A 16,010-nucleotide genomic window follows, 5' to 3' on the forward strand; every position below is an offset into this window, starting at 1 on the left:
GTGCGGGGCTGGAATCGCTCCGGATCCCGGGGTTGGGTGGAACCGAGTTGCTCGGTTTCAGGCTACTGGCGGCGGAGTGTGGACTTCGTACTCAGTCTGCGGTTGAACAGTTCGACCCGGCCCCGGGCCCAGAAGTACTCCATCACCGCGTTGTCCACGCAGTCCCCGATAGAGCCCATCCAAGGGAGCAGCTGGGCCGCCCTGGCGCGCCGGATGAAGCGGCCGATCTGGGGGTCGTAGTAGCGGGGGCGCATCTTGTACAAGCCGGTGCGCCGAGGTAGGCGCCGCTGCAGCGGAACGGCTCGGGACTGCCTCGGTATTGGTCCCTCGAGGCAGACCCGTCGAGCCGTAGCCGCACGGGAACGTGCGGGCGGGTCTGCTGGAGGCCAAGCAGGCGGTCAACCGGCTCCAGGGCTGACCCACGACCACGACGAATCCCCCCGGGGTGCCCGGCTGCAAGAACGCCGGCACTCCGGCCCTCAGTTCCTTCGTGGCCAGGGTGGCTCCCCCCCCGGCACTCATTCACCCGCGATGAGCGCCAACGACCCCTTCGCCCGCCTACCGGAGGCAGCGACCTTCACCGTCACCAGTACCACCGTCGCCGATGGCGCCGCCCGGGCCACCGAGCAGTTCTCCGGCGCCTTCGGCGTGACAGGCGGCAAGGACGTCTCCCCGCAGCTGTCCTGGAGCGGCGCCCCGAGGGCACCCAGAGCTACGCCGTGACGGTGTACGACCCCGACGCCCCCACCGGCTCCGGCTTCTGGCACGGGGCCGTGGCCGAGATCCCGGCCGGCGTCACCGAGCTGCCCGAGGGTGCGGGTGACGACACCGGCTCGGGTCTGCCCGGGGGCGCCTTCCAACTGCCCAACGACGCCCGCGCCGCCCGCTTCATCGGAGCCGACCCACCCGCCGGACATGGCGTGCACCGCTTCTTCACAGTGGTCCACGCCCTCGACGTCGAGTCCATCGGCGTCACCGCAGAGGCCACCCCGGCCTACCTCGGCTTCAACATCGCCAGCCATATCCACGGCCGCGCGGTCCTCACGGTCAGCGCTGAGATCCCAGCGGCCTGAAGAACGGCCGTGCTGAGCGGTCTCATCTCGACCTCGGTCGTCATCGAGACCGCTCAGCACGCGCATCCGTCGTGCTCCGCAGGTCGTGCCAGGCCCGGAAGTTGAGAGTGCCCACCTGGTGGTCGCTACCGAAGAGTCCCCAGCTGGATCCGGGCGGCGCGTGGGTCCTCGCGCGCAGCGGCGCGTAGTCCGGCAGCTCGGAGGGGAGCCGTTCGGCGAGGGCACGAGGAATCATCGGCGGTCCGTTCGTCGCGGGTTCTCTCGGGTGTTCAGCCGTGCCGCTGCGCCGGCTCCACGCGGTTCGCTGACGGCACGTGCCGTGGTCCGCAGGTGGGGAAGGTGTTCCATAGAGCAGGGGCGGGTGCCGCAGGACAGGGACAGGGCGGCGACGGCACGGCCTTCGCTGTCGAAGACGGGGGCTGCCGAGGACCGCCGTCCGAGCTCCAGTTCCTGGTCGACGGCGTCCCAGCCGCGCCCGGCGCACCGCAACCAGTCGCGCGCAGCGCCTGCGGATCGGTCAACGTCCATTCCGTGAGGGTGAATCACCGGCCGACAGCCAGCCGCGCACGCACGCCGTGCTCCCAGGCCGCCGCTCGCACGGCCAGCTTTACGGGGTGGCAGCTCGAAACTCAGCCCGTCCGTGCTCAGATGCCCTACGGCGCGACGGTCGCACGTAACGGCCCGATCAACGCCCGCAGTTCGTCTGCGACGATCCACGACCGCCGCTCTCCCTTCCCCGCGACCAGACCGACAAGCAACGCGACCGACAGTCACAAGATCGCCAACTTCTGCGAGGACCTCTACGAGGAGCTCCAGCGAGGGTCGCGGCCGAGGTAACGCAGAAGGACCGCGACGTCGTCGTCGCCCCGCTCGGGGGTCAGGGCGGCGGCGTACGCGCCGTATGGGCGCAGCGGCTCGACGATCTCCCTGGCAACCTTCAGGAGGGGGCGGGCCAACTCGGGCGTGAGCGGCGACGGCCGGCCCGTCGCCAGGGCGATGTCCCAGGCGTGGACCGCTGCGTCCAGCCCGCACGCCGCCGAGCCGGACCACGGGGACATCCTGTGCGGCGGCACCGGGGTGGGCACCTCGGCAGCGTCCCGGTCGACCCCCGCCCACGCCTTCGCCGCGCGTGTCAGGGCATCCTCCAGGAACGCCGCCGGGTCCACGCCCTCCATCTCGCCGGACGGGTCGAAAGGGTTGAAGTCGGGGCCGGTTTCGCCGGTCAGGGCGGCGGCGTAGCCGATCTGGTCGCCGACGGCGTGCTGGAAGACCTGGGCGACGGTCCAGCGCTCGCAGGGCGTCGGCAGGTGCCAGCCGCCGGCGGGGACCGCGCCAACCGCCGTGCGTAGTGCTTCGTGGGAGGCGTCCAGAACGCCCCAACCGCTGGCGATCATGCCATCGCTCATCGGAGAGCCTCCATCCGTGGTGCCCTCGCAGTGATGAATGTTTTGGTCATGCGTCCACTGTGGGCCCGTGGCGGCAAGACAGCCAATGCCGATGCTCAGAGCCTCAATGGCTCTCAGCCTTTCGGGCATTTCTGCCCGGAAGGTCCGTCACATCACCAAAGCGTGAGGGCTTCGGCTTGAGGACGGTCTCTCGCTTCCGTCTGCTGCTGGTGCGGCAGGGTTGCGCCACCTGCCCGCCCCGCCTCCGCCGTCCGGCGGGGGCGGGTGGCGCGGGTCTTCTGGTCGGCTCCACGAGGCTTCGACACCGATTGGGCGTCCTGGTCTCCGGCCACTCCGGTACCAGTTGTTGCGGCTGCCGCGAGCGCGGCGAGGTTGAGTGCGGCGTTGTCGTCCCGGTCGATAACCAGACCGCAGGCGTCGCACTGGTAGGTCCTCACGTGCAGCGGCAGTTTGGCTTTCACCGCGCCGCACCCGGAACAGGTCTTCGAGGAGGGGTACCAGCGGTCCGCGACCACGATGCGGGTGCCGTGGCGCCGGCGGGTCTTGTAGGTGAGCTGGCGTCGGATCTCCCCGAACCCGGCATCGGCGATCTGGCGGGCCAGGCGCCGGTTGCGGAGCATCCCGGCGACGTTGAGATCCTCGACCACGACGGTGCCGTACTCGGCCGCAACGCTCGTGGTGAACTTGTGCAGGGCATCTTCGCGGAGGTTCGCGACGCGATGATGGACCTTGTTCCGCTGGGCGTTGGCCTTCTCCCACCGCCTCGACGGCTTCTGCCCGGTTCGCCGGTCAGGGCCTTGGCGGCGGGACACGATCCGGCAGGCGCGACGCAGTTGCCTGCGCGCCCGTTCGTAGTGCCCGGGGTTGGCGACGGCGCGGATCTGGCCCGTGCTGTCGGCCATGACCGCGAGCATCTTCACGCCGAGGTCGATCCCGACCGCCGCGTCCGGCCGGGCGACCGGGAGAAGGTCCTGCCTCACCTCGGCCTGGAAGGAGGCGAACCAGCGTCCGCGCGCGTGCCGCACGGTCGCGGACAGGATCCGGGCCGTCCCGGCCTGGACGCAGGCAAGGAGCTTGACGGTGGGCTCGTGCGTGCGGATCGTGCCCAGTCTCGGCAGCGTCACATGCCGGCCGTCGGTGTCCACACGGATCGTGCCGGTGGTGAACCGGCAGGCAAGGCGCGCCTTCCGCTTGACCTTGAACCGCGGCACACCCATCCGGGCACCCTTACGCTTGCCGTTCTTCGACTTCGCGTAGTTGTCGAACGCGGCCGACGCGTTTGCCAGCCCGGTGGAGTACGCCTCTCTGGAGTTCTCCTGCCACCAGGCGGCGAACCTCGGATCGGTGTGCTTGGCGGCGTTGAACGCCTTCCGCAACGCGGGCAGCGACCACGGCCGCCACTTGGTCAGCCCGGCCTGCGGGACGCCGTAGGACTCCTCCGCGCGGCGCTGCCACCAGGAGGCGCTCACCCAGCCCACAGCCCAGTTGTACGCGGCACGCGCCGCGCCGCAGTGCGAGCGCAGGGCATGCTCCTGGATGGCGTTGGGGTCCAGTGCGAAGCGGTACGCCTGCACCACGAACCCGGGCTGCGGCTGGAACTTCTTCACTCGGCGGCCTCGCCGGTCGCCACGGCCACCGCGCGGGCCGCCCGGATCTTCGCCGCACGACGCCCGTACAGCCGCGCACACATCGACGAGAGCACCTCGGTGATGTCACCCACCAGGTCATCGGCGGTCTCGGCGGGGTCGAGGACGACCAGACGCCGCCCGGACGCCGACAGGACGGCCTCCAGGTGCTCGACGCCGTACCGGGCCAGCCGGTCGCGGTGCTCGACCACGATCACCGTGGCCTTCGGATCGGACAGCAGGCGGTACAGCTTGCTGCGCCGGCCATTCAGCCCCGAGCCGATTTCGGTCACGACCTGCGCAACCGGCAGGCCCAGACCAGTGGCCCCCTGGACCACACGGGCCACCTGCCGGTCAAGGTCCGGCTTCCGGTCCGTCGACGAAACCCGGCAGTACACCACGACGCGGCCGGACGTCTCCAAGGCGGGCTCGTCAACGAGCCACGTGCCGGAAGGTGTCTGGCGCACCGGGACCGGCATACGGCCCTCCTTCGTTGCGTGCCGCCCACTCGGAAAGCTTCACATGACCAAGATATAGAGAAGCTGAGACTCACTGATGAATTACGCAACAGCTGTTAGCCCCCACCACGGCAGGACTGTCCGGACCAGTGGCAGTGAGCCTTGGGACACGTTTTACACAACGCACGCAACTGCGGCCCACGCTCTCTCTGTCTGACAGGGAGATGGGCCCGTCAGGGCCGAAGAGCGAGCAGACCGGGGCAGTTCGTGGGACGGCGCAAGAGCGGCATATGGATCGCATTCGTTACGGGTGTGACGCTGGTGGGCGCGAGCGCCTGCGGTGGGGGCAGCAGCGACAAGGTGAGTGGGGACGACGCCAAGGCGTCGGCAAAGCCGAATGCGAGCGTCTCTGCGTCACCGACGGCACCCGCAGGGCCGCCGATGCTGCTGGAGACGATCACTCCGCAGACGGGAACCACGGTCGGCGTGGCCATGCCGATTTCGGTGATCTTCACGAACCCTGTGGCGGCCAAGGCGCGGGCCACGGTGGAAAAGCACATGAAGGTGAGTGCTTCACAGACGGTGACCGGGGCCTGGCACTGGATGGGCGACAAGCGCGCCGACTGGCGCCCGAAGACATATTGGCCCTCCGGTACGACGGTGAAGATCGACGCCGACATGACGGGCGTCAGCAACGGCAACGGACGCTACGGCGTGCACAACTACTCGCACACCTTCAAGATCGGTGACGACGTGCGCGCGGACGTCTCGGTGACCGGCCACACCATGAAGGTGACCCGCAACGGCGCGCCGGTGCGCACGCTGTCGATCAACGCGGGCAGCGCGGAGTATCCGACGTGGGACGGCACGATGGCTGTCATCGACAAGCAGGAGAAGGTCCACATGACCTCCTGCAGCGTCGGAATCAGCTGCGACAAGGGCAGTGCGAATTACTACGACCTGACACTGCCCTGGGACATTCATCTCACCCAGTCCGGCACCTATGTCCACTACTCGACCGGCGACCCGAACCCGGGCAGCGGCAGCGCCCGCGGCTCGCACGGCTGCGTCCACCTTTCCCTGTCGGACGCCAAGTGGTTCTACGGTCAGGTCAAGCAAGGCGACCCCATCACCATCACCGGCTCACCCCGAGGCAAGGCCCCGGCCGACAACGGCTACGCCGACTTCAACCTGGGATGGGACCAATGGCTCGCCGGCAGCGCCTCCGGCGAGGGGACGACCGCCACCCTTTGACCGCGGCCAGTGCCTGCAGTGCGAGCGGAACACGGTCCAGGTCCCGGACACGGCCCGCCGACCGCTCGCCTGCTACGGCCAGCACGGACCTCCATCACGGATCCTGCGCCGGAGCTCGGGAAACGACGGCCGCATGCGCCCGCTTCCCACGTGCAAGGGTCGGCCTCCTGCTCCAGAGGAATCGCAGAACCGACCGTGCTCGGCGGTGCCACGACGCATCCAGGCGCCCTCGACAAGGGACATGGTGGCGAGGCCTTCGCGCTCGCCCCGTCAGACCCGGACGGCGGCCGCTCCGCGGTGCCGAGTTGGGTGTCAACGTACGGACGAGGCTTCCGTACGGTCTCGCACGATGATCTTGCCGGTGTTCTCGCCGCGCAGCATTCCCAGGAACGCGTCCACGATGTGCTCGAACCCGTCAAGCACCGTCTCGTCCAACGGGAGCCGGCCGCTCTGCAGATGCGGCACCGCGAACTCGTACAACTCCTCCTGCATGTCACGGTAGTTGCTGACCAAGAACCCCTCCATGCGGATACTCTTCTCCACAATGTCGGCGTAGTTGAAGATCGCCGACGCCGTGCCGGGAGTGTTGTACTGGCTGATCGTGCCGACGCGCACGATGCGCCCGAACTCGCGGAGCACTCCCACCGCCGCGGCCAGCTGCTCGCCGCCGACGTTGTCGACGAACACGTCAATGCCATCCGGCGCTGCCTTGGCGAGCAGGTCGGCGGCGGGCCCGTCGTGGTAGTTGAACACGGCGTCGTAGCCCACCTCCCGCGTAAGGTGGCCGACCTTCGCTGCCGAGCCCGCGCTGCCCACGAGCCGTCCGGCGCCGAGCAGTCTGGCGAACCGGCCTGTCGCCGTGCCGACCCCGCCCGCCGCTGCCGACACGAACAGATCCTCGCCCTCCTGGAGCCGGGCGATGCGAGTGAGGCCCACATAGGCGGTCAGGCCGGTGCCGCCGAGGGTGCTCAAGTACGCGGTCAGGGGCACCCCTTCGAAGCGGGGCAGCCGTCGGATCTCCTCGGGCGTGACCGCTGCATGCGTGCGCCAACCCTGTCTGTGGAACACGAGCTCGCCCTCGGCCAGCCGAGGCGTGCGCGAGGCGATGACTCGGCCGATGGTGCGGCCCTCCAGCGGTGCGTCGAGCGCGAAGCCGCCGGGCACGTCGTCCATCATCTCGCGGTGATATGGGTCGACGGACCAGTAGAGGTTTTCCACGAGTGCGCTGCCGGCCGCGGGCTCGGGAAGCGTGGACTCGATGAAGGCGAAGTGGTCGGCGGTGGGAAAGCCGTGGGGACGGGCGATCTGGTGCACGGTGAGGGCGGTCTTGTTCATGACCGGACGGTAAGGCGGGAATGCGCCACCTGGGCAGCCGGTTGGGCTCATGCGACAGACCGTTCCATGAGCAGTTCTCATGTCTTGAGGTGGCGCCTCGTGGCCCGCACGACCAACTCCGATCTCGCCCCGCACGAACTGCGCGTATTGGTTGCGGTCGCGGACGCCGGCGGGTTCTCGGCCGCGGCCGAGACACGTGGTCTGACTCAGTCCGCGGTCTCTCACTCGGTGCGCGGCAGCGAGCGCAAGATCGGTGCCGTGCTCTTCGATCGCGGCCGCACCGGCGCCCGTCCGACCCGCGCCGGGGAAAAAGCCGTGGCGCACGCCCGCCGCATCCTGCGCCTGCTGGACGTCCTGAACGCCGAGGCGCGCGGTGCGGCCCGGTCCGACGTGGCGGAGGGGCCGCTGCGGATCGCGGCCTTCCGCAGCGCGGCTCTCCACCTGCTGCCGCCGGTCCTTCAGCGGCTACGCGTCCGGCATCCCGGGATCGAGCCTCGGGTGAGGATCGTTCGCGAGGTGGGACGCGGCACCGCGGGCGAAGTGGCCGACGGGAAAGCCGACATCGCCATCGCGACACTCGGCGGCTCCGTGCCTCTTCCACCGGGGCTGGTCGCGAGCGGGTTCCTTGAAGAGCCGTATGTCCTGGTGCACCCGACGGGTCGCACCGCCCCGCGCTCGCTGCCGCTGATCGACTGGGCCGAAAACTGTGGCTCGTACACCCGCGACTGGTGGAAAGCACAGGATTGGATCCCGAAGGCGACCATCGAGGCCGAGGACGACGGGGCCGTACTTTCCTTGGTAAGCAGAGGTCATGGAATGGCGATCATGCCGGCGCTCTCCTTGGTCGGGGCAGCGAACTCGGTCGCGCTCACTGATCTCGGCCTCGAGCGCCCGACACGCCAGGTCGGCTATGTCACCACCTCCGAACTGGCCGGATCCGCGGTCGTGCGCGCGTTGGTGAGGGAATTGCGGGCGACGGTCCCGCAGTGTGTGGACCTTCTCGACAGCGAGGCTTGAGCGCGGGCCCCTGAAGAGTCCTCCAGCCGCTCCCGTCACGCCTGGCGGCGTGAAAATCGGTGGGCCTCGTCAAGAGCAACGACGCCGGCGTATCGGGGAACGACCGGCGTCGGAGGGCATCGACCCGGACCCGCCGGACGACGGCTCGCCTTCCGCGAGGCGCACCAGCGGGTCCTTGTCGGCCAGCAGCAAGGACATGCCGTACGCGGTCATGGTGAGGGGGGGCCAAGCGCGCCCAGGCGCTGTTGGACGGTTTCCGAAGACAGGTCGAGGCGCCCCAGCGCCACGCCCGCGATCACGAACGACATCCACATGAGCACCGGGCTGCAGCTGGTCCCGACTGCGCGGACAGCCGGCCCCGCGGGGCGTACACAAGCCCAACTGCCATGGCTGGCAACTCCCTCATCAGTGGGAAGGGCTGGTCGGCCTGGAAGCTCAGAGGAAGTTGAGAACTTCCTGTGCGAGGCTGGCGCGCCTTCGACACATCGTGTGTGACCAACCTGCTGGAGGAACTCCCATGGGCCTGATCAACGGCCTGCCCGCGCACGTCCTGCTCGTGCATTTCGTCGTCGTACTCGTACCGCTGACAGCGCTGGCACTCGTGGTCTGCGCGGTCTGGTCGAGCGCGGCGCAGCGCATGGGCATGGTGCTGCCGCTGCTGGCCCTGGTCACCCTCGTGAGCGTTCCGCTGGCCACGCAGGCCGGGGAGTGGCTGGAGGAACACGTCGACAGCAGCGCGCTGGTGCGTCGGCACGCCGACCTCGGCGACGGCCTGCTGCCCTGGGCAGGGGGTCTGTTCGTTCTGGCGGTCTTCGTCTGGTGGGCGGCCCGCCGCACCGCGTCCGGCTCCGAGACGGCTCGCGGCATACGCCGGTCCGCGGCGCCGGTGCGTATCGCGGTTGCCGTTCTGTCGCTCGTCGTATCCGTGGGAGCCGCCGTGGACGTCTACCGCATCGGTGATTCGGGGGCGAAGGCCGCGTGGCACGACGGCTACTCCAAGGCGGCCTCAGGCGCCGACGGGGACGAGCACTGACCTGCATCACCGAACACGAGTGCCTGTCACACAGGACCGTCGTCGGCGTGGAGGGCCAGGCGGGGCAGGCGGCGGTGCCCGGCGGGTGTGGGTGGTGGAGATGGGCAGGGACGGTTCGGTCCCTGAGGATGGGGCAACCCCATTCGTCGGGGCCGACCGACCTGGGAGCAGTGCGCTGGACAGCCCCCGGGCCGTGCAGGCGATGCAGTCGATGGGCAGGGGCTTGGCGGGGGTCATCGCCGGTTCTCCGGGGGTTCGGGGGACGGCACAGGGGTCCGGCGCTGCCGGTGGCCGTCATCCCGACGGCGCTGCCCGCCCGACTGCCTCTGCACTGCGTGACTTCGCGGACGACATCGACCAGCGCCTCACCCGCGGCGCCTGCGCCGCCGCCCAGCGGTCCGGCAGCAGAGCGGTGCAGCCGGGACAGCAGGTTCCGGTCGGCGCGTCCGGCGGCCGGCGCGGTGAAGTCCTCGGCCACGGCGCGCAACCCGAAGTGTCGGCGACCGCGCTGGTGGGCACCGTAGGCCGCCAGATGGGCGAGTATCCGGGCCATCTAGCTGAGCCCACAGGACGAGCACGGGAGTGCGACGAGCATGCCCGGACCGGTGTAGCCGCCGAGAGAGCCAGGTCATGCCGGGTGAGGGGTATGCGCACGTCTCCCGCCGGGAGCCAGGTGCCGGCGAACCCACCGAGCAGGACCGCCCGCTGAGCATCAGTGGGCCCTCCGGCACGGCCGACGTTCGTGGCGAGCGGCGTGCCAAGATGTCTGCACATGGCTGGTTGAGCGAGGGAGTCCCTCTCCGACATGGGGCGCGTCCAAGGCGTCGCCGTCGAGACGGCCGAGCAGCAGCGCGACCGTGGTGGGATGCGGCACCGTGACCGTCCTGCTGAACGGGTCGATGCTGATGCCGAGGGCCAGGAGGACCGAGCAGGGTGCGTCCGCGATCCACTCGGTGACCGCGGTCAGGGATCTCGCGCCGGCCGGCACGCTCGCCGCCGCCGCAGCCGCCACGATCGCGATCGCGCTCAGCCTTGAACGAGTCTGTGAGCCGAGCAGAGAGTCCGGCTCGCAGCCGGCCGCTGCGCCGCCCGCGCCCCATCAACCCCCCCCCGACAGCCTTCGGAATCCCCTGGCCAACCGGACGAATCGACTACACGCAAAGACCCTGGGCGGGGAGCTCGGCTCCAGACGCCGCGGGTGCGTTTTCTCTGCTCCGCAGTCCCTTTGACACGGGCCCATGAGTTTACTGGGAGGACTGCTGGTCGGCCGTTTCTCGTTGGAAGGTGGCGTACAGCATCCACAGCGAGGGCACGAGCACCAGCGCTCCCGCCCCGAGCACGATGAGGATCGCCGACAGCACGGAGGAGTTCGCCGCGGACGCGGTGACCGTGGTGCTGCCGACCAAGAGGGCCGGGTACTGGGCCGTGCCCCACGCCCACAGGATCGCGGCGATCGCCAGTGCTGCGGCGGCGCGGGCGGAGACAAAGCGCCGTCGGGCCAGCAGGCCCAGGCCGGCGAGACCGGCCACCGCGCTGGTGATCACCAGTGGCAGTGCGCGGTGGGTCAGTCCGTGGAACAGTTCGGGGGCGTCCGCGTGCAGTACCGCAATGCCAGCAAGGGCAACGACGCCCGCCACCAGGCCGCTGGCCACCGCGTCGCGTGTGAACGCGGCGGCCAGTTCGGGCCGCCCTTCGCGGTTCGCGTCGGCGCACAGGTACACCGCTGCCAGATGTGCGCAGGTCACCACGGCCAGTACGCCGCCCAGCAGCGAGGTCGGGTTGAGCCAGCTGGTGAGCACGTCTCCTTCGGCGAGCCCGGGCGGCACGCGGCCGGAGGCGACACCACCCGCCACCGTTCCCAGAAAGAACGGTGTGAGCAGCGAGGACAGCGCGAAACAGGCGCCGAACAGCCGCTGCTGCCACAGTTCGGTACTCGCTTTGCGGAAGGCGAAGGCGGCGCCCCGAGCGATGATGCCCAACGCGGCCAGGGTCAGCGGGATGTACAGGGTGGACATCACGGCCGCGAAGACGGGTGAGAAGGCCGACCACAGCATCACGATCACGAAGATCAGCCACACGTGGTTGGCCTCCCAGACCGGTCCGATGCTGTGCTCGATAAGGGTGCGCCGGGCCCTGCCGCGGGCGGTGCCGCCGGCCAGCAGGTCCCAGACCCCGGCACCGAAGTCGGCTCCTCCGAACAAGGCGTAGCAGGTCAGACCCAGCCACATCACGGCGAGCGCCGCGTCAGCGAGCACGGTCACCTCCAAGGGTCGTACAACGGGCAAGGGTCGTACAACGGGCGTTCAACGGGTCACGGGGATCGTCATACGACGGGATAGGCGGTGACGTCCTCCTCCTGTGGTGCCTGCGGCACCGGGGTGCCGCGGGCGAGGCGTCGCAGGACGTAGACGGTGGCGACCGTCATCGCGGCGTACACGACCAGGACCAGCCACAGTCCGGTCATGAGACCGGGAGCGGGATTGACCGCCTCGCGCACGCTCATCACGCCCCAGACGATCCAGGGCTGCCGGCCGAGCTCCGTGACGGTCCAGCCGCACTCGAGGGCCACCACCGCGGCCGGGCCGGCGACCGCGCTGAACGCCAGGAAGAGGCGGGGAGTGGACAGCTCGCCCCCGGTGCGGCGGCTGCGCCACCACGCCCACAGCAGCCACACGCCCAGGGCGAGCAGGAAGAAGCCGACGGCGACCATGAGGTCGAAGGCCCAGTGCACTCCGGTGACCGGCGGCCGCTGGGCGAGCGGTACCCGGTCCAGGCCCTCGACGACCGTGCCCGGGCGGTAACCGACCAGCAGTGAGAGCCCGTTGGGGATTTCCAGGCCGTACTTGAGCCCATTGCCGTCCGAGACGCCGCCGAGGGTCAGTGGAACGTGCGAGCCGGTGCGGTAGACGCCCTCGATGGCCGCGAGCTTCGTCGGCTGGTAGTCGGCCAGGAAACGCGCTGCCCAGTCGCCCGCGACGATCTGGAACGGCGTCACGATCGCGCCCAGCGTGAACGGGATGAAGAACCCCGCCCGGTGGTAGGTGTCGCGGCGCCCGCGCAGCATGGCCACGGCATACACCGCGGCCGTCAGGAACGACGCGACCATGAAGGCGGCGAGGATCATGTGCAGCGTCTGCGGCGGGCTGGCCGGATTCAGCATCGCCGCCCATGGATCGACGTCGACGACCTTGCCGTCGCGCAGGGTGAAGCCGCGCGGCTGGTTCATCCAGGCGTTCGCGCAGACGACGAAGAACGCCGACGCGGTGCCTGCGATCACGATGGGCAGGCCGGTCAGCAGATGGCGGCGGGGTGGCATCCGGTCCCACGCGTACAGATAGATGCCGAGGAAGATCGCCTCGAGGAAGAAGGCGATGCCCTCCAGCGCGAACGGCAGGCCGATCACCTGACCGAACCTTCCCATCAGGCCGGGCCACAGCAGCCCCATCTCGAAGCTGAGGATCGTGCCGGACACGGCACCCACGGCGAACAGCACCCCCATGGCGCGCGCCCACCGGCGGGCCAGCAGACGGATCGCCGGGTTGCCGGTGCGGATGCCGTACCACTCGGCCAGCAACGTCAGCGCCGGGAGCCCGACTCCCAGACACGCCACGATGATGTGCCAGGCCAGGGAGAAACCCATCTGCGCACGCGCCGCAGCGAGATCGCCCTCCGACACGCGGTCGGCCGCATATCCGGCGAGCACCCACGGGCCGGTGAGCAAAGTGTGCCTCATGACACCCGGTGGTACCCGGATCGGCGGATACGAACCGGTATCACCGCAAGAGCAACCCGAAGGCATCACGGGCGCCGGGACACACGCCGGGCAGTGTCGCGGAGCGGGAGCCTGCGGGGAGGATTCCCTGGAGGCTCCCGCTGACGTCTTGCCGTCCGGTCGACGACGCTGGGTTTGCGGCCGGGTGCGCGCGCGAAGGGACGCGTCGCCGGGTATCCGGCGATGCGTGAGACGTCGCCCGCGACGCCCCCGGCCGATGGCGGCATCCCGCACGCCGGCACCGGGCGCGCCCCGGCCTCTCCCCCGCCGATGTCCCCCGCCTGGCGTCACCACCGCCCTGACGGCGGCCCGACGCGGAGGCCCGGCCGGCGCGTAACCCGGCTGAGCGCGCCCCGATCCCAGGGGCGTCCGCGCCGTCCATCCCGCCCCTCCCGCATCCTCAACTCCAGCCAGGGACATGGGCAAAAGCGGCCGCAACGGGGATGTCAGCAGCCCGACAACGCAAAAGCTCGGTGTGACGTGCGGGGTCGGAGTCGGCTCGTGCCCGTCTCATTCCTGGACGCCCGGTCTGCGTCGTGCTTCAAGACTCTCGGCAGAGTCCTTCAGTGAAGATGCGTCTGGACCTCGGTCAGTCGATGCCTTCGACGATGCGGAAGTCGCGCTCGACGCCGTCGGAGAGCGCGACGAGCGCCTCCTGGTAGGCCACGCTCTCGCGTGCCGCGACGGCCTGCTCGAAGCTGTCGAACTCGACCAGGACGGTGCGCTCGGCGATTCCGGCGTCATACGCCACAACCCGACCGCCACGCACGAAGGTCCGACCGCCCCCGGCCTGGACGGCCGCAGCGGCCAGCTTGTTGTAGGCAGCCAGTTTCTCAGGGTCTGAAATGGTGCGGTAGACGCTGACCCAGTAGCCCTTGGGCATGGAACCTCCAGTGTTGGGATGAGTGCATCTGGCTTACGGGTTGGTCTCGGACGAGCGTCGGCGGGCGACAGCGAGGCTTGTCAGCGTTGTGATCGCCATGGCGCCGATGCCGACCAGCGCTGCGGTGGTGTAGGCGCTGTCGTCGGGGAAGAGGTGGCCGGGGCCGGTGCCCGCGGCGAGTATCAGGCCGCCGATGGCGCTGCCCAGGGAGTACCCGACGCTGCGGACGACGTAGTTGAAGCTCATGGCGCTCGACGTCTCGCTCTTGGGGGTGACGGCGAGGATGACGCCGGGCATCGCGGCCGAGAAGCCGCCGACGCCGAAGCCGAGCACGCCCATCGCCGCGAACAGTTCGGCCAGGTCCGACCGGGCCGCCGCGAACAGGGCGAACCCGCCTCCGACCACGACAGCGCTACCGGCCAGGAGCAGGGGGTCGGCGATCCGCGTCCGGACCCGCGGCGTCAGCTTGCCGGCGACGAACCCCAGCACCGAGAACGGGATGAGGACCAGTCCGGCCACGAAGGTCGTCAGCCCGAAGCCGTAGCCGGCGCCGTGCGGTGTCTGCGCGTACCGGGTGACGAGCGTGAGCAGGAGGTACATGCCGATCCCGCCGACGAACATGGCGAGGTTCGCGCCGGCGACCGCCGGGTGCCGCACCGCCCGCACATCGACCAGGGGCGTCGTGCTGCGCAGCTCGATGACGGCCCAGACGCAGAGCAGCACCACCGCGACGACGACGAGGGCCGCCGCCACGGCGAGGTGCCGGCTCCACAGATTCCGTTCGCCGGCGAGGAACAGCACCAGGAGCAGCGCAGCGGCCAGGACGACCGCGCCTGCCACGTCGACGTGGGCGGAGCGGCCTTCGGGGGCTTCGGGCATGGAGCGCCAGGCGGTCAGGAGGGCGGCGGCGGTGACGACCAGGCCGAGACCGTAGGCGGCCCGTACCCCGCCGAACTCGGCGAGCAGTGCTGCCAGCGGGTAGCCGACGCCGGCCCCGATGATCGAGACCACCGAGATCAGGGCGATCACGGCCGCGCTGCGCTCCTCGGGGAGGTGGTCCCGGGCCACGCCCATCATTAGCGCCGTCAGCCCCAGCCCGACGCCCTGGGCCGCCCTGCCGGCCAGCAGCCACGCGAACGGCAGCGGCAGTACAGTGAGCGCGCTGCCGGCGACGACGACCGCCAGCGTGGCGAGGATCGTGGCCCGCCGGTGCGGGCCGGCTCCGAGCCGGCCCAGGACCGGCGTGGCGACGGCGCCGCTGAGCAGCGCGATGGTCAGCGTCCACTGCGCGCTGCCGAGCGAGACGTGGAACGAGGTTGCCACGCTGGTGATGAGCGGCGTCCCGAGGCTGGCGACCGCCGCCACGACCAGAGCGATGAACATCAGGGCGGGGACCAGCAGCCGCGCCTCGGATCGCGCCACCGGGAACGCCTTCACCGCCTCCCCGCCGACCGGCTGCCCGGTCACGGCTTCGGCCCTTCTCGGTCCTGGCTTTCCAGCTCTGCCAGATGCTTCAGCGCCGGAAGGGCCGCCACCAGCGCCTCGACCTCGTCGCCGGTGAGCTCGCCGATCAACCGCTCGAACGCGTGGACGCCGGCCTGGCGCCGCGTCCGGACGTAGGAGGCGCCGGCCTCGGTCAGGCACACCAGCGTGACCCGCTTGTCGGACGCGTCGCCCCGCCGCTCGACCAGGCCGGACTCCTCCATGACCCGGACCAGGGTGGTCATCGCGGGCTGGGTGACGCCCTCGACGGCGGCCAGATCTGTGATGCGCCGCGGGCCGGTCCGGTCCAGGGTGGCCAGGGTGGCGGCGGACGTCAGGCTCATGTCCCGGGGCAGTCGTCTCGCGGCCCTGGTGGCCAGGCCGTAGAGGGCTGCCCCGATGGCGGCGGACGCGCCAGGAGCGGTGTCTTGACGATTCATGGTCGAAGCATAACATTTTTATATTCACAGTCTATGTAAATGACCTACTTCGCCGGCGCGCTGGTTCTTGACTGCCCGAACATCTACCGGAGTTGGATCGCAAGGTGGCCCAGGTCGGCGGCGGAGGAGCCGATGAACCTTCTTGGGGCATTCGACATCGAGTGTCCTCAGCGCGGTTGTCACGGCGAGGGCAGGCAGACGACGTCTGGCGCATTCTCACTTATTGCAGCAC

At 70.0% G+C, this 16,010-nt stretch carries 14 protein-coding genes and 2 pseudogenes; 4 read left to right on the forward strand and 12 right to left on the reverse strand.

All coding sequences use genetic code 11. The features are described 5' to 3' along the window. Nucleotides 1-62 precede the first annotated feature (62 nt). A complete protein-coding gene (locus tag BFN33_RS22525; RefSeq protein WP_141757984.1) occupies nucleotides 63-263 on the reverse strand; it encodes a hypothetical protein in 201 nt (66 codons plus the stop codon). Between the two features lie 268 nt (nucleotides 264-531). Here BFN33_RS22525 and BFN33_RS22530 point away from each other — a divergent pair. Then, nucleotides 532-1,073, forward strand: a pseudogene (locus BFN33_RS22530) (YbhB/YbcL family Raf kinase inhibitor-like protein). A 231-nt stretch (nucleotides 1,074-1,304) separates the two neighbouring features. Here the strand turns inward: BFN33_RS22530 and BFN33_RS55270 are convergent. From BFN33_RS55270 to BFN33_RS54455, 5 genes and pseudogenes are all read right to left on the reverse strand, one after another. Beyond that, nucleotides 1,305-1,601, reverse strand: coding sequence for an IclR family transcriptional regulator C-terminal domain-containing protein (locus BFN33_RS55270; protein WP_079140951.1), 297 nt, complete (start codon nucleotides 1,599-1,601; stop codon nucleotides 1,305-1,307). A gap of 272 nt (nucleotides 1,602-1,873) precedes the next feature. Beyond that, nucleotides 1,874-2,479 carry a TIGR03086 family metal-binding protein gene (locus BFN33_RS22535; protein ID WP_069761930.1) on the reverse strand — a complete coding sequence of 202 codons (606 nt, stop codon included), beginning with the start codon at nucleotides 2,477-2,479 and terminating at the stop codon, nucleotides 1,874-1,876. Between the two features lie 152 nt (nucleotides 2,480-2,631). Next, nucleotides 2,632-4,086, reverse strand: coding sequence for an IS607 family element RNA-guided endonuclease TnpB (gene tnpB / locus BFN33_RS22540; protein ID WP_069761931.1), 1,455 nt, complete (start codon nucleotides 4,084-4,086; stop codon nucleotides 2,632-2,634). Further along, nucleotides 4,083-4,622, reverse strand: a pseudogene (locus BFN33_RS22545) (IS607 family transposase); the annotation flags it as partial. The pseudogene BFN33_RS22545 and the gene tnpB, both read right to left, overlap by 4 nt. 173 nt (nucleotides 4,623-4,795) lie before the next feature. Continuing rightward, entirely contained in the window at nucleotides 4,796-5,041 is a 246-nt protein-coding gene (locus BFN33_RS54455; RefSeq protein WP_256122831.1) for a hypothetical protein, read from the reverse strand. On the opposite strand from BFN33_RS54455, the gene BFN33_RS22550 reads away from it, so the two are divergent. Further along, nucleotides 4,923-5,816, forward strand: a complete 894-nt coding sequence (locus tag BFN33_RS22550; protein ID WP_256122832.1) for an Ig-like domain-containing protein — start codon at nucleotides 4,923-4,925, stop codon at nucleotides 5,814-5,816. The genes BFN33_RS54455 and BFN33_RS22550 overlap by 119 nt on opposite strands. Nucleotides 5,817-6,128: 312 nt before the next feature. Here the strand turns inward: BFN33_RS22550 and BFN33_RS22555 are convergent, their stop codons facing one another. Further along, complete coding sequence (locus BFN33_RS22555) at nucleotides 6,129-7,151, reverse strand: NADP-dependent oxidoreductase (protein ID WP_069761934.1); 1,023 nt, start codon at nucleotides 7,149-7,151, stop codon at nucleotides 6,129-6,131. 99 nt (nucleotides 7,152-7,250) lie between these two features. Between BFN33_RS22555 and BFN33_RS22560 the strand changes: the two genes are divergently transcribed. Beyond that, on the forward strand, nucleotides 7,251-8,168 hold the full coding sequence (locus BFN33_RS22560) for a LysR family transcriptional regulator (protein ID WP_256122833.1): 918 nt from the start codon (nucleotides 7,251-7,253) through the stop codon (nucleotides 8,166-8,168). Nucleotides 8,169-8,685: 517 nt separating this feature from the next. Further along, the gene (locus BFN33_RS22565) at nucleotides 8,686-9,201 is read left to right on the forward strand and encodes a DUF2231 domain-containing protein (protein WP_069761936.1); all 516 of its coding nucleotides are present in this window, start codon (nucleotides 8,686-8,688) and stop codon (nucleotides 9,199-9,201) included. Between the two features lie 1,244 nt (nucleotides 9,202-10,445). Here BFN33_RS22565 and BFN33_RS22575 read toward each other — a convergent pair. The 5 genes from BFN33_RS22575 to BFN33_RS22595 form a co-directional block, all read right to left on the reverse strand. Continuing rightward, the gene (locus BFN33_RS22575) at nucleotides 10,446-11,456 is read right to left on the reverse strand and encodes a cytochrome d ubiquinol oxidase subunit II (RefSeq protein WP_069762246.1); all 1,011 of its coding nucleotides are present in this window, start codon (nucleotides 11,454-11,456) and stop codon (nucleotides 10,446-10,448) included. Nucleotides 11,457-11,524: 68 nt separating this feature from the next. Then, nucleotides 11,525-12,934: a cytochrome ubiquinol oxidase subunit I gene (locus tag BFN33_RS22580; RefSeq protein ID WP_069761938.1), complete on the reverse strand. Its 1,410-nt coding sequence runs from the start codon at nucleotides 12,932-12,934 to the stop codon at nucleotides 11,525-11,527. A gap of 628 nt (nucleotides 12,935-13,562) precedes the next feature. Further along, nucleotides 13,563-13,856 (reverse strand): DUF1330 domain-containing protein, encoded by a 294-nt coding sequence (locus tag BFN33_RS22585; RefSeq protein ID WP_069761939.1) that lies wholly within the window; start codon nucleotides 13,854-13,856, stop codon nucleotides 13,563-13,565. Nucleotides 13,857-13,889: 33 nt separating this feature from the next. Next, entirely contained in the window at nucleotides 13,890-15,323 is a 1,434-nt protein-coding gene (locus BFN33_RS22590; protein ID WP_069761940.1) for an MFS transporter, read from the reverse strand. Further along, nucleotides 15,320-15,682 (reverse strand): MarR family transcriptional regulator, encoded by a 363-nt coding sequence (locus BFN33_RS22595; protein WP_069761941.1) that lies wholly within the window; start codon nucleotides 15,680-15,682, stop codon nucleotides 15,320-15,322. Before BFN33_RS22595 ends, BFN33_RS22590 begins: the two co-directional genes overlap by 4 nt. Between the last annotated feature and the right edge of the window lie 328 nt (nucleotides 15,683-16,010).

The organism is Streptomyces sp. LUP47B (genome assembly GCF_001746295.1).
GTDB lineage: Bacteria > Actinomycetota > Actinomycetes > Streptomycetales > Streptomycetaceae > Streptomyces.

Bases quoted from the DNA above. Each gene is read 5' to 3' on its own strand.
- BFN33_RS55270 (WP_079140951.1), bottom strand. From the start codon at position 1,601: ATGGACGTTGACCGATCCGCAGGCGCTGCGCGCGACTGGTTGCGGTGC.
- BFN33_RS22535 (WP_069761930.1), bottom strand. From the start codon at position 2,479: ATGAGCGATGGCATGATCGCCAGCGGTTGGGGCGTTCTGGACGCCTCC.
- BFN33_RS22555 (WP_069761934.1), bottom strand. From the start codon at position 7,151: ATGAACAAGACCGCCCTCACCGTGCACCAGATCGCCCGTCCCCACGGC.
- BFN33_RS22565 (WP_069761936.1), top strand. From the start codon at position 8,686: ATGGGCCTGATCAACGGCCTGCCCGCGCACGTCCTGCTCGTGCATTTC.
- BFN33_RS22580 (WP_069761938.1), bottom strand. From the start codon at position 12,934: ATGAGGCACACTTTGCTCACCGGCCCGTGGGTGCTCGCCGGATATGCG.
- BFN33_RS22585 (WP_069761939.1), bottom strand. From the start codon at position 13,856: ATGCCCAAGGGCTACTGGGTCAGCGTCTACCGCACCATTTCAGACCCT.
- BFN33_RS22595 (WP_069761941.1), bottom strand. From the start codon at position 15,682: ATGAGCCTGACGTCCGCCGCCACCCTGGCCACCCTGGACCGGACCGGC.